A 12,749-nucleotide genomic window follows, 5' to 3' on the forward strand; every position below is an offset into this window, starting at 1 on the left:
AGCATAACAAAAAATCTAGTGTGTATTGTTAAAACTTTCTTAACCTTTGTGAACGAAATCAAGTGATTGTTTGGTATATTTCAAAATATTCTTTTAAAAAATTTTAACCCCTAGGGTGATGTTTTTCATGCAATTGTTGCATTCTGACTTGTGCTACATGCGTATAGATTTGCGTGGTTGATAAATCACTATGACCCAGTAACATTTGTACTACGCGTAAGTCCGCCCCGTGATTAAGTAGATGCGTGGCAAAAGCATGACGTAAGGTATGAGGTGAAAGTTCAGCCTGAATATTGGCCTGTAGCGCATAACGCTTAATGGCATACCAAAAGTTCTGACGGCTCATAATTCCACCGTGCTGGGTTAAAAATAAATAGTCAGTTGAACTTTTATAAAGTTGTGGACGTGCCTCGTTTAAATAGCGTTCCACCCAATCGCAGGCATATTGGCCTAAAGGCACTAAACGTTCTTTGTTACCTTTACCCGTAATACGCAGGTAACCTTGTTTTAAATTAATAAGTTCGAGGCGTAAATTCAGTAATTCAGAGACACGTAAACCACAAGCGTAAAGGACTTCAAACATTGCTCGGTCACGTAAGCCCAACGCCGTTGTAATGTCTGGCGCCTGAATGAGCGCTTCTACATCTTCTTCAGACAAGTCTTTAGGTAAGGCTCGGCCAATTTTTGGTGAATGGTGAGTAGCTACAGGATTATCACTTCGTAATTTCTGTTCACGTAGAAATTTATAAAACTGACGTAGAGCAGATAAGCAACGGGCAATTGAGCGTGGGCTTTTCCCTACTTTGGTAAGTTCAATGAGGACATCAGAAATGTCATCGCTCGTCCAATCTGGCAATCTATTTTTTTTATGAAGTTCACTACATTGAATCAGGTCAGATAAATAGGCATTGCGCGTATGCGGACTGACTGTTTGTGCAACCAGATAGTCGCGAAAACCTTGTAAAAAGCTTAAATGTTCAGGAATTTGAACAGGGCTCGGAATACGCGGTTTTTTATTTATCATAAACAACTTCCTCTAAACCACTGTACTGTAAAAGAAACTTTAAGGTTTGTCGATTAAACTCCATAAGAATTGAAATCTAACCTTATTTGGTAATTATTCTCATTTATATGTATACTAGTAAAAAAGGTTTAGGATCGGATGCGGTGCGTTTATCAGCGTTGAAAGTGAAGCAAGCGGCGACCATCACCAAAGTGAATCGGATAGAAGTAGAGTCCGAGCAGCAAGATTTGGTCGCAATTCGTTTGGAAAGTCTGGGTTTTGTACCAGGCACGCGAGTGGAAGTGATTACCAAGGGTGTTTTTGGTGGTGATCCGATCTTAATCCAAATTGGCTTTACTCGTTTCGCTTTACGTAAAGCAGAAGCGGAAAAAATCGAAATTCAAGTAGAAGAAGGAGTACCCGCATGAGTGATGCGTTACGTATTGCCCTTGTGGGAAACCCTAACTGTGGTAAAACCTCTCTTTTTAACCATTTAACTGGAACTCGACAAAAAGTCGCCAACTATGCTGGTGTAACGGTCGAGCGTAAAGTTGGTCATTTTCAGTTACCTTCAGGCCGTTCGGTTCGAGTGCTCGATTTGCCGGGTACATACAGTCTTAATGCGACCAGTCCGGATGAAGCAATTACTCGTGATGTCTGTTTAGGAAAAATAGCGGAAGAGGGGCAACAAGACGCTTTTTTATGTGTGGTTGATGCGACCAACTTAAAATTGCATTTAGGCCTTGTACTCGAAATGATCGAGTTAGGTCGTCCGATTTTACTAGTACTGAATATGATGGATGAAGCGCGTCGTCGTGGCATCCAGATTAATACTCAAAAGTTATCTCAACGTTTGGGTGTACCAGTCGTTGAAACAGTAGCTGTCCGTAATGCGGGTATTGAAAATTTATTACATGCCCTTGATCAAGAAAAATACAGTGTGCCACAAACTGAACTGAGTGGCTTAACTGGGACTCATCATCAAAAAATCGATATGATTTTTAAAGATGTTGTTCATTATGTTGATCAGGAAGACAAGCGTACTGATTTTCTCGATCGAATTTTCTTACATCCAGTCTTAGGTCTACTTAGTCTTGCCATCATGATGTTTATTGTGTTCCAAGCAGTTTTTGCATGGGCAGCACCTTTTATGGATGGTATTGAAGGCTTCTTCGGCTGGCTGGGTGAAGTAGTCGGTTCTGTGATTACACAGCCACTACTGCATAGTCTGGTGGTTGACGGAATTATCGCGGGTGCAGGTGGCGTAGTTGTTTTCTTGCCACAAATTCTAATTTTGTTCTTCTTCATTTTAGTATTAGAAGAATCGGGCTATTTACCGCGTGCAGCATTTTTACTTGATAAATTAATGTTTCAAGCCGGTTTAAGTGGTCGTGCTTTCATTCCGTTACTTTCAAGCTTTGCTTGTGCAGTACCGGGAATTATGGCAACGCGTAGTATTAGTGACCCTCGTGACCGTTTTACAACGATTATGGTTGCGCCACTAATGACTTGTTCGGCACGTTTACCCGTATATGCCTTGCTAATTGCTGCATTTATTCCAGAGAAAATGCTCTGGGGTATTTTCAACCTACAAGGACTGGTACTGTTCGGTCTGTATATGGCTGGGATTGTGAGTGCACTGTGTGTTTCATTCTTAATGAAATTTTTCCAAAAAGATAAGTCTCAACACGCTTTACTGCTAGAGCTGCCGAGTTATCGTTTCCCTGATTTAAAAAGTGTGGGAATCGGTTTGTTAGATCGTGCGAAGATCTTTTTGAAGCGTGTCGGCGGCATTATTTTTGCGCTTTCTATTTTGCTCTGGTTCTTGTGTACTTTCCCACAACCACCAGAAGGGGCGACATTGCCTGCTATAGATTACAGCTTCGCAGGTATGCTTGGACACCTTATCCAGCCTTTATTCGCTCCAGTTGGTTTTAACTGGCAAATCTGTATTGCCTTAATCCCGGCTATGGCAGCTCGTGAAGTTGTGGTCGCTGCATTAGGTACCGTATATGCCTTGTCAGCAACCGATGAAGATGCGGTAGCACAAGGTTTGTCTCATTTAATTAGTGCAGATGGTACAGGGTGGTCGTTGGCAACAGGTTTATCGCTTTTAGTGTGGTTCATTTATGCGCCGCATTGTTTGGCAACATTGGCAACAGTACGTCGTGAAACAGGTTCATGGAAACATGTTGCAGCTATGACTGCATATCTGTTTGGTTTAGCTTATTTTGCATCGTTTGTTACCTATCAAATTGCTTCCCACTATTGGGGTTAAAGCAATAAAGGAGGTTGTAATGCTTCAATATCTGATTATCGCGGTTTTAGTGATTTGGAGTGCTGTTGTTGTTTTTAAGAAAGTATTTCCAAAAACAGCAAACTCGGCCTTTTCAGCACTATCCGTTTTTTGTGAAAAGCATGGTTGGGCAACTTTAGCAAAATGGCTGAAACCAAAAATGACTTTTGGTTGTGCAGGTGGCTGTGGCTGCTCAAGTGAAGATAAACCAACTAATACAGTTCAAGAAATTAAACCAGTTAAATGGCAATAAATTCAGCCATTCCTGTTTCGTATAAAAAGCCATCATATTGATGGCTTTTTTACGCACTGACACAAAAAAAGATGAATAAAGTTCAAACTGAAAAAGCATTCAAAACAGCAAAGTGCTAACATTTTTGCCATTCTGTCGATTGATAAATTGTGGGGCAAAAATGTTAATACAACGTGGTGGATTAAAAGTTGTAGCAGGCTTGGGAATATCAGGTGTTTCTGCTGTAAATTTCCTGCATGAACAAGGCTACCAAGTTGCTGTAACGGATTCCCGCCCCACACCTCCCGGACACGATCAGATTCCGGCTGGCGTTAAAACCAGTTTTGGTCAGCTTGATCAAGAATTATTATTACAAGCAGAAGAGATTATTTTAAGCCCAGGCCTTGCACCACAATTACCGGAAATTCAGGCAGCTATTGCTAAAGGTATTTCTGTGGTGGGCGATATCCAGTTATTGCGCCGTGCCACTGATGTGCCGATTGTGGCGATTACAGGTTCCAATGCAAAAAGTACTGTAACCACTTTAATTGGCTTAATGGCTAAGGATGCAGGTAAGAAAGTTGCAGTAGGCGGCAACCTTGGTCGACCAGCGTTAGATTTACTTAAAGATCAACCAGAGTTACTGGTCCTTGAGTTATCAAGCTTTCAGTTAGAAACCACCTCTCACTTAAACGCTGAGGTAGCAGTGGTTCTCAATATGAGTGAAGACCATTTAGACCGTCATGGAAATATGCTGGGGTATCACCAAGCAAAACATCGTATTTTCCAAGGCGCTAAAAAAGTTGTATTTAACCGAGATGATGCGTTAAGCCGCCCACTTGTTCCTGATATGACACCAATGCAAAGCTTTGGTTTAAACGCACCGGATTTAAATCAATATGGCGTTTTAAGAGATGCCGACGGTACGCTTTGGCTTGCTCGTGGTTTACAGCGTTTAATTAAAAGCTCAGATTTATATATTCAAGGTATGCACAACGTAGCCAATGCTTTAGCGTGTTTAGCATTGGGGGAGGCAATTGGTTTACCTATGGAGTCAATGCTTGAAACTTTAAAACAATTTAAAGGATTAGAGCACCGCTGTGAGTACGTTAAAACTGTGCATGATGTCCGTTATTATAATGACTCTAAAGGTACCAATGTTGGTGCTACACTTGCAGCAATTGATGGCTTAGGTGCTGCCATTGAAGTGAAAAAAGGCAAGGTTGCACTTATTTTAGGTGGACAGGGCAAAGGGCAAGATTTTTCTCCTTTACGTTCTTCTATCGAAAAATATGCCAAAGTTGTGGTATTGATTGGTGAAGATGCGCCTGTCATCGAACAAGCCATTCAAGGCGCAACTAAAATTTTACATGCAGCAACGCTTAAAGAAGCTGTCGAGCTGTGTCAACGTGAAACACAAGCTGAAGATGTGGTACTGCTATCACCAGCATGTGCAAGTTTTGATATGTTTAAAAGTTATAATGACCGTGGTCAGCAGTTTGTTGCCTGCGTCAATTCGTTGGTTTAAAGAAAATATGATTAGGAATGTAGTATGGCAGGCTTAGCTCAGACCACAATCCAGAAAATCAATCATTGGTATGAACGGATATTGCCGAAATGGCCAGCGGAAGTGACGCCACGTAATGTCTTGATTTTCTGTGTGGTTGCATTGTTATGTATCGGTTCAGTGATGGTCGCATCTGCTTCCATGCCTTATGCTGAATATATGCATGAAAACCCATTTCACTATGTGATTCGTCATGGGATCTCAATCGTTGCTGCTGGGGTGGTGGCTTATTTAACCTATCGAATATCACTCAATACATGGTTTAAAAATACCTTTCCATTGTGGTTATTAACCATGGTTCTGTTACTTGCGGCTTTGGCTGTAGGTTCGGAAGTTAACGGTTCCACACGTTGGATTAAAATTGGTGGTTTTACCTTGCAGCCAACAGAGGTTGCCAAGGTCATGATGGCCATCTTTACCGCAGATTACGTAGTACGCCGTGCTAAAGAAGTTCGTACCCACTGGAAAGGCTTACTTCGTTTAAGTGGCGTTATGGCAATTACGGTAGGTTTAATTATTGCCGAGCCTGACTTGGGTGCGACGGTGGTTATTGTCATGATGATGGTCGGGGTGTTCTTTTTAGCGGGTGCGCCTCCAACACAATTCTTAATCATGCTTGGTGCAATTGTCACGGGTATTGTGTTTTTGATTTTATTTGAACCTTACCGTTTCCAACGTTTGATTTCGTTTACTGACCCTTGGGCAGACCCATTAGGCGTGGGTTATCAGTTATCAAATGCATTAATGGCTTTTGGTCGTGGTGAGTGGTTTGGTACAGGCTTGGGGCATAGTGTTCAAAAGCTTTCTTATTTACCAGAAGCGCATACTGACTTTATGTTGGCTGTGTTAGGTGAAGAATTTGGTTTCTTTGGTATTTCAATTGTCATTGGCTTATCTTTCTTGATGCTGGCATGTTGTATCAAAATCGGCCACCGTGCTTTGAAACATCATTACCTTCGTGCGGGTTATTTGGCTTACGGTATTAGTATTATTTTCTTACTCCAGATTTTGGTAAATGCGGGTATGAACATGGGCTTAATGCCAACCAAAGGTTTAACTCTGCCATTTATTAGTTATGGTGGTACGTCTTTAATGATGTGTGCAGCTATGATTAGCTTGATCTTAAAGATTGATGCTTCAACTCAAGAAGTGAACCCTGAGAGGGAAGAATCAAACTTCTAAACCATGAAGCGTTATAAAAAGCCCGATATCAAATCGGGCTTTTTTATTCTTTATAGATATGTTCCGCAAAGCTGTTGCCCATGAGGAATCAAATCTACATTCCACTGGGCTACCGCTTGCTTGAGCATCGCTTCGGGGCGATCTAAATCAACATTTGGTTGACCTAAGGCTTGTATGGCTTGTTGTAGTAATTCAGGAGCTTTAGTTAGATCAAGTGCATGGGCAAGGTTTTGCTTTGAAAGTTTTTGCCCTTGGTCGTTCATGGCGAGCGGAAGATGCATGTAACTCAGCTTAGGGTAGCCGAGGAGCTGACCAAGCCAGATTTGACGCTCAGTGTTATCTAAGAGGTCTGCGCCTCGCACAACGTGAGTAATGCCTTGTAGGTAATCATCTACGACGACAGCAAGCTGGTAGTTAATAATTCCATCACGGCGTTTAAGGACAAAATCACCAAGGTCATGCTCTAGATTAGAACAATGAAGCCCTTGTAGGCGGTCATCGAAACAGATTGGCTGATCTTGAACTTTTACCCGAATGGCTTGATGTTGGAAGTCGAGCTGCAAATCTCGGCATGTGCCTGCATAGATAGCGTTTGAACCGAGCATTTTACGGGTACATTGACAGGCGTAAATCAGACCCTCTTTTTTAAGTTGGTCTAATACACTTTCGTAAATATCTAGGCGGTCTTTTTGAAAAATGATCTCGGCATCCGGATCGAACTGAAAAGCTTCAATTGATGCGAGTATATGGTCTTCACTACCGGGGTAGATGCGGGGAATATCGGTGTCTTCAACACGAACTAACCATCGACCTCGATGGGCTCTGGCATCGCAGTAACTGGCAACAGCAGTAATGAGTGATCCGAAATGTAAAGGGCCGGTTGGCGAGGGCGCAAACCGACCTGAGTAGCGAATCAGTGGAACATCGTTTCGCTGATTCACAAGAGCCGAACTAAGCTCGGCTGGAGAATTCTTAACCGTCACAATTAACCGTTATTTTGCTTCTCTTTAATTTCTGCCAAAGTTTTGCAGTCAATACATAACGTTGCAGTTGGACGTGCTTCTAAACGACGTAAGCCGATTTCGATACCACAAGTTTCACAGAAACCGTAGTCTTCGTTTTTAATCGCTTCAAGAGATTGTTCGATTTTACGAATTAATTTACGTTCACGGTCACGTGTACGTAATTCAATTGCAAATTCTTCTTCTTGGGTAGCACGGTCATTTACGTCTGGCAATGCAGTTGATTCATCTTGCATCGTATTTAAAGTACGATCAACTTCAGACATTAATTCAGCTTTCCATGCTTGCAGAATTTGTCGGAAATGCTCGAGCTGTCCTTCAGACATGTACTCTTCATTTTTCTTAGGTTGATAAGGTGCAATACCAAATAAACTTGCAGTTGAGCCTACGTCAGAAGTTTTAGGTTTCACTTTACGTGCACGTTTTGCAGAAGCTTTATCACCTTCTACTACAACTTCTGTATGTTCATCCAAAACTTGGTTGTGGTTGTCATTCGCCATAATAGGGCATTCCTCATCATACACGTATTATCTATACGCAAAAAATATGGTGATATGCAAGTGTTTTTATAGAAAACCATCGATGGATTTTTCCATCGGGTCGTCATCATATAGATTTTTCTTGCAAGATGATAGTCATTCTGTCCCGTAAATATTTTCAAAACGTGTTTACCCTAGTCATAATTCTTTGGGGTTATATAGACTTTCAGGCTAATAACCTGAAATATCAGTATTTATACGGGTTTTGAAATTTTCAAGGCGAAACACTTTTGTTTCAAAACTACCATCGTTATTCAGACGAATGTAACGATAACCCGGTGCATTTTGGTCGAGTGCAAAATCATTACTAAACGGCTTAAACTGTACACTTGTGGAAGGCGTAGAAAAAAACTCGATACCTTGCCAGATATTAAGGGAATCTTGATGAACATGTCCGCAGACTAGGGCCTTCACGTTTTGAAATGGACTTAAAGTAACTAAAAGTGCATTTGAGTTTTGAAGCTTATGGTGGTCAATCCATTTTGATTTCATGGCAAATGGATGGTGATGACAAGCCAGCAAAACAGGATGATCTGCAAATTGTTCAAGTAAATTCGCTAAATTTTCTAATTGTTCCGAAGACAGATGACCATCTACTTTTCCCTTTACCGCGCTATTTAGCATAATCACACGCCAGTTTCCTAAACCGACAACTACAGGTTGTTGATGGTTTTCGTTATGCAATGGAAAGTGGTCGACATTGTCATGATTACCGAGGGTCTGGAAAAAAGGCAGACCCAAGGTTTGCATAAAATTGATATAACGTTTGTAGGTAATAGGTGTTGGGGCTTGTGCGAGGTCACCGGTATGAATAATCGCATCAGCTTCGGGATGTTGTTTTAGTATCTGTTGAATAATGGCGTGGAAACTTTCTTCAGGATTCATCCCCACAAATTCTAGCTGTGGATACTCCAATAAATGTGTATCGGTAATTTGTATGATGACATGATTTTTTTGTGAAAGTGTTGAGACTTGAAAAGTCACCGTCCTACCTCTTCGGATTTATTATCGTTTTGCTGTGTTGAGCCAGCCATTGTAATGCCATAATAACAGGGGCATTTCTTAAACGTCCGCTGTCGAGTAGTGTTTGAATTTCACTATAACTAAACAAATGTAGTTGAATATTTTCACCCTCATTATCTACCCCAAAAACACCGCCTACAGCAGGTAAATTGGTTTCGGCAACATAGAGATGGAATAACTCTGAACAGGCGCCAGCTGATGGGTAAAAACTAAATAGATGTTCTAAATCCTGAACTTCGCAACCTGATTCTTCAAGGCTTTCGCGTCGAATGCAACTTTCTGGTGATTCATTGCCATCTAATACACCTGCGATAATTTCGAGTTGCCATGGCGAATGGGAGTCATCTAAAGCACCAACACGAAACTGTTCAATCAGGGCAAACTGTTGTTTTTGATCATTGTAGAGTAGAACGCCAGCCGCTTCAGGCCGATGCACAAGTTCGCGCTGCAATACAGGAGTATATTCAGATTGATTAAATAGACGATGTCGAAGGCTGACTTTTTCAACTTGAATAAAACCACTGAACAGAGGTTCACGTGATGTTACTTCGACATCTTTAGATGTATAACTTGGACGCTCGACAATACTCATGATTCGATCAGGACGAAATCTATTTATTTCATCCTAACCGAGAATCATGGCTAGGCAAGTGTTTTTTTTGAATATTTACACTTTATGATACAGTTTTTGTCCTTGCTCTTGATAAACCTCTTTCATCGCTTTGAGGCCTTCTTCAACCTCTGAATCGCTATTGGTGAGATTGTTGGCATAGTCACGAACATTCTGGGTGATTTTCATCGAACAGAATTTTGGACCACACATTGAGCAAAAGTGAGCAGATTTATGCGCTTCTTTTGGTAAAGTCTCGTCATGCATGCTGCGTGCTGTATCTGGGTCTAGGCTTAGGTTGAACTGATCGTCCCAACGGAATTCGAAACGTGCTTTAGACAAGGCATTATCACGAACCTGTGCACCCGGATGACCTTTGGCAAGATCGGCTGCGTGTGCTGCAATCTTGTAGGTAATAATTCCGTCTTTTACATCTTTCTTGTTTGGCAAACCTAAATGTTCTTTAGGTGTCACATAGCAAAGCATTGCTGTGCCATACCAGCCAATCATGGCTGCACCAATAGCAGAAGTAATGTGGTCATAACCCGGAGCGATATCTGTGGTTAAAGGTCCAAGTGTATAGAATGGAGCTTCTTTACACACTTCTAACTGTAAGTCCATGTTCTCTTTAATCATATGCATTGGTACGTGACCCGGACCTTCGATCATGACCTGAACATCATGTTCCCATGCACGGTGAGTCAACTCACCCAGTGTTTTAAGTTCGCTGAACTGCGCTTCGTCATTTGCATCTTGAATACAACCCGGACGTAAGCCATCGCCTAAGCTAAATGACACATCATAGGCTTTCATGATTTCACAGATTTCATCGAAGTGTGTGTATAAGAAGTTCTCTTCATGATGAGCGAGACACCACTGCGCCATGATTGAACCACCACGAGATACAATACCTGTTAAACGGTTTGCTGTAAGTGGCACATAGCGAAGCAATACACCTGCGTGAATGGTGAAGTAGTCAACACCTTGTTCAGCTTGTTCAATAAGCGTGTCTTTAAAGATTTCCCAAGTCAGGTTCTCGGCAACACCATCAACTTTTTCAAGTGCTTGATAAATGGGTACGGTACCGATTGGAACTGGTGAGTTACGAATAATCCATTCACGTGTTTCATGAATGTTCTTACCTGTAGACAAGTCCATAATGGTGTCAGCGCCCCAACGGGTTGCCCATGTCATTTTCGCAACTTCTTCATCAATTGAAGAACCAAGCGCCGAGTTACCAATATTGGCATTAATCTTAACCAAGAAATTACGGCCAATAATCATTGGTTCAAGTTCTGGGTGGTTAATGTTGGCAGGAATAATAGCGCGGCCTTCGGCAACTTCTTGGCGAACAAACTCAGGTGTAATTTCTTTTAAGTTTTTCGCACCAAAGTTTTGACCTGGGTGCTGGCGCATATCTACAGCTTCGCGTTGACGCTGATTTTCACGAATTGCAATATATTCCATTTCAGGCGTGATAATACCTTGCTTGGCATAGTGCATTTGAGTGACATTTTTGCCTGCTTTAGCGCGGCGTGGGTTTTGAATATGTGCAAAGCGAATATCAGCAGTACGAATATCTTTTAAACGCTCCTGTCCAAACTTTGAAGTTAGGCCAGAAAGAACGTCAGTATCGTTACGCTCTTCAATCCATTTTTGACGAACTGAAGGTAAACCTTTGTTTAAATCAATTTGAACATTCGGGTCAGTATAAACACCTGAAGTGTCATATACCATAATAGGTGGGTTGTGCTCACCACCAAGGCCAGTTGGGGTATCGGTTAAAGAAATTTCTCGCATTGGAACCAGAATATCAGGGCGAGAGCCTTCAATATAAACTTTTTTAGAAGCGGGTAAGATGCGGGTTAAGTCTTTTGCATCTTGTTCATGTTGTGCTGAAATTTCAGCAGAAGAGAGATTCGTTAATTGGTTCATCACATGATCCTTATGAATAACATCAACGAATCAAGCACGACCAAAAACGATGGCGGATTTATCTTGAACTAGATAAATTGAGGGCTTAGGTTTTCAGATGGCTTGATTCCTACGCAGGTCTTAACCTGATCAGGTTCAACGGTACTTGTGATCAAACTGGTGTTGCGATAACACGAAATTTACACAATCTCAGCGAGCTATTACTCGCGCTCCGTCAAGCGATTTAAAGACTAACATGTTTTAGGTTGGCTGGCATTGTCAATTTGTATCTATACAAACCGCATCCATATGGCAGTCTCGGTAGCTTTGAGTATTCCATGGCGAATCAAATTTTAATAGCTGCTCAAGTTGTTCATGCACAATCTGATAGGTAGATTTCTTTTGCCCATTTTCATCAGTTAAATCTATTTTAAATTGCTTATTGCGCTCATCGACAGGGGTGGCAATAAACTTCAGAAATTGTTGGGCAGGTTTTGCTAAGCTGGATTGGCTCTGAGTTGATAAAAAGCGGATTTGCTGAAGTGCATCAGGGTCAAACCATGTGTTCGGGGCATATTCATTCGACACAGGTGTGTTATCTAGACCAAAGAAAATGAAGTATCGATATTCATTAAAGAGTAATTTGGCATCATTAATAAAATAACTCTTTGGATATTTTTGAATAAACTTTTCCCAAAATAAAGCACGTTCAGTAAGCTCTTTCCATGAAACAGCCAAAGCACCATCGTTATAGAAAATGTCTTGATTGTCTTTTGCCATGCGAGATAAAAATTCTTTCTGGTCAGCGGGTAAAGCCTTAGAAAAAACATCAACTAAGTAGTTTGGCTGGCGGCGATAAGTAAACATACCTTCACCTTGATAGAGCAGGTCAATATAGGCTTGGTCTTCATGTTGAAGTAAATATTGATCACGCGGGCTCAGTTGGGCGAAGAGCTTTTTCTGACTTTGCATGACCTTTTTAAGGTCTTGTTTCTGTTCTAAAACAGCATAGCCAAATGCTTCAAAAGCTCTAGCTGTTTTATCAGTGTAGTCTTGTTTTAGAAAACGTTGATACATGGCTGTTGAAGCTTCAATTAGCTTAAGCTGTTCCTCATTTTTTAACGAAGGAACACAGGTTTTAAGCTTTTCATTAATTTGATTTAAGTCTTCTATTTTACTGTTCTGATTAATCGTGTGCATGGCTACCATAATTTGTAAGCAGCTACTGTCTCGCTGTTCGGTGGCCTTTTGCGCAGTTGATTTTTGCTCTTTAGATACAGTTTGATCTTGCTGTGAGGTTTTATTGCAGCCAGCTAAAAGTAGTGCACTGCACATACTCATCATTAGAATTTTTTTCATCT

The 12,749-nt window shown here is 41.3% G+C and carries 12 protein-coding genes and 1 riboswitch; of the genes, 5 read left to right on the top strand and 7 right to left on the bottom strand.

The window, feature by feature from the left end:
- Nucleotides 1–103 precede the first annotated feature (103 nt).
- Nucleotides 104–1,024, bottom strand: coding sequence for a site-specific tyrosine recombinase XerD (xerD, locus tag RFX69_RS11575; protein WP_000608735.1), 921 nt, complete (start codon nucleotides 1,022–1,024; stop codon nucleotides 104–106).
- A gap of 143 nt (nucleotides 1,025–1,167) precedes the next feature.
- On the opposite strand from xerD, the gene RFX69_RS11580 reads away from it, so the two are divergent.
- The 5 genes from RFX69_RS11580 (at nucleotide 1,168) to ftsW (ending at nucleotide 6,280) form a co-directional block, all read left to right on the top strand.
- A complete protein-coding gene (locus tag RFX69_RS11580; RefSeq protein ID WP_001991212.1) occupies nucleotides 1,168–1,431 on the top strand; it encodes a FeoA family protein in 264 nt (87 codons plus the stop codon).
- A complete protein-coding gene (locus tag RFX69_RS11585) occupies nucleotides 1,428–3,281 on the top strand; it encodes a ferrous iron transporter B (protein ID WP_289332658.1) in 1,854 nt (617 codons plus the stop codon). The genes RFX69_RS11580 and RFX69_RS11585 overlap by 4 nt, the downstream gene beginning before the upstream one ends.
- Nucleotides 3,282–3,300: 19 nt before the next feature.
- On the top strand, nucleotides 3,301–3,552 hold the full coding sequence (locus RFX69_RS11590; protein WP_289332659.1) for a DUF6587 family protein: 252 nt from the start codon (nucleotides 3,301–3,303) through the stop codon (nucleotides 3,550–3,552).
- Between the two features lie 160 nt (nucleotides 3,553–3,712).
- Nucleotides 3,713–5,059, top strand: coding sequence for a UDP-N-acetylmuramoyl-L-alanine--D-glutamate ligase (gene murD, locus RFX69_RS11595; protein WP_289332660.1), 1,347 nt, complete (start codon nucleotides 3,713–3,715; stop codon nucleotides 5,057–5,059).
- Nucleotides 5,060–5,083: 24 nt separating this feature from the next.
- Nucleotides 5,084–6,280 carry a putative lipid II flippase FtsW gene (gene ftsW / locus RFX69_RS11600; protein WP_000907680.1) on the top strand — a complete coding sequence of 399 codons (1,197 nt, stop codon included), beginning with the start codon at nucleotides 5,084–5,086 and terminating at the stop codon, nucleotides 6,278–6,280.
- 50 nt (nucleotides 6,281–6,330) lie between these two features.
- Here ftsW and gluQRS read toward each other — a convergent pair whose 3' ends face one another.
- From gluQRS to RFX69_RS11630, 6 genes are all read right to left on the bottom strand, one after another.
- On the bottom strand, nucleotides 6,331–7,263 hold the full coding sequence (gene gluQRS / locus RFX69_RS11605; RefSeq protein WP_289332661.1) for a tRNA glutamyl-Q(34) synthetase GluQRS: 933 nt from the start codon (nucleotides 7,261–7,263) through the stop codon (nucleotides 6,331–6,333).
- Nucleotides 7,264–7,265: 2 nt separating this feature from the next.
- The gene (dksA, locus tag RFX69_RS11610; protein ID WP_001262524.1) at nucleotides 7,266–7,802 is read right to left on the bottom strand and encodes an RNA polymerase-binding protein DksA; all 537 of its coding nucleotides are present in this window, start codon (nucleotides 7,800–7,802) and stop codon (nucleotides 7,266–7,268) included.
- 210 nt (nucleotides 7,803–8,012) lie between these two features.
- The gene (gene cpdA / locus RFX69_RS11615) at nucleotides 8,013–8,825 is read right to left on the bottom strand and encodes a 3',5'-cyclic-AMP phosphodiesterase (protein ID WP_289332662.1); all 813 of its coding nucleotides are present in this window, start codon (nucleotides 8,823–8,825) and stop codon (nucleotides 8,013–8,015) included.
- A gap of 4 nt (nucleotides 8,826–8,829) precedes the next feature.
- Nucleotides 8,830–9,456, bottom strand: coding sequence for an NUDIX domain-containing protein (locus RFX69_RS11620; RefSeq protein WP_000029221.1), 627 nt, complete (start codon nucleotides 9,454–9,456; stop codon nucleotides 8,830–8,832).
- 75 nt (nucleotides 9,457–9,531) lie between these two features.
- A complete protein-coding gene (gene thiC, locus RFX69_RS11625) occupies nucleotides 9,532–11,409 on the bottom strand; it encodes a phosphomethylpyrimidine synthase ThiC (RefSeq protein ID WP_289332663.1) in 1,878 nt (625 codons plus the stop codon).
- 89 nt (nucleotides 11,410–11,498) lie between these two features.
- A riboswitch (TPP riboswitch) is annotated at nucleotides 11,499–11,633 on the bottom strand.
- Nucleotides 11,634–11,667: 34 nt separating this feature from the next.
- Nucleotides 11,668–12,747 (bottom strand): hypothetical protein, encoded by a 1,080-nt coding sequence (locus RFX69_RS11630; protein WP_289332664.1) that lies wholly within the window; start codon nucleotides 12,745–12,747, stop codon nucleotides 11,668–11,670.
- Between the last annotated feature and the right edge of the window lie 2 nt (nucleotides 12,748–12,749).

The sequence above is a fragment of the Acinetobacter sp. 148 genome, from assembly GCF_031196675.1.
GTDB classification, from domain to species: domain Bacteria; phylum Pseudomonadota; class Gammaproteobacteria; order Pseudomonadales; family Moraxellaceae; genus Acinetobacter; species Acinetobacter baumannii.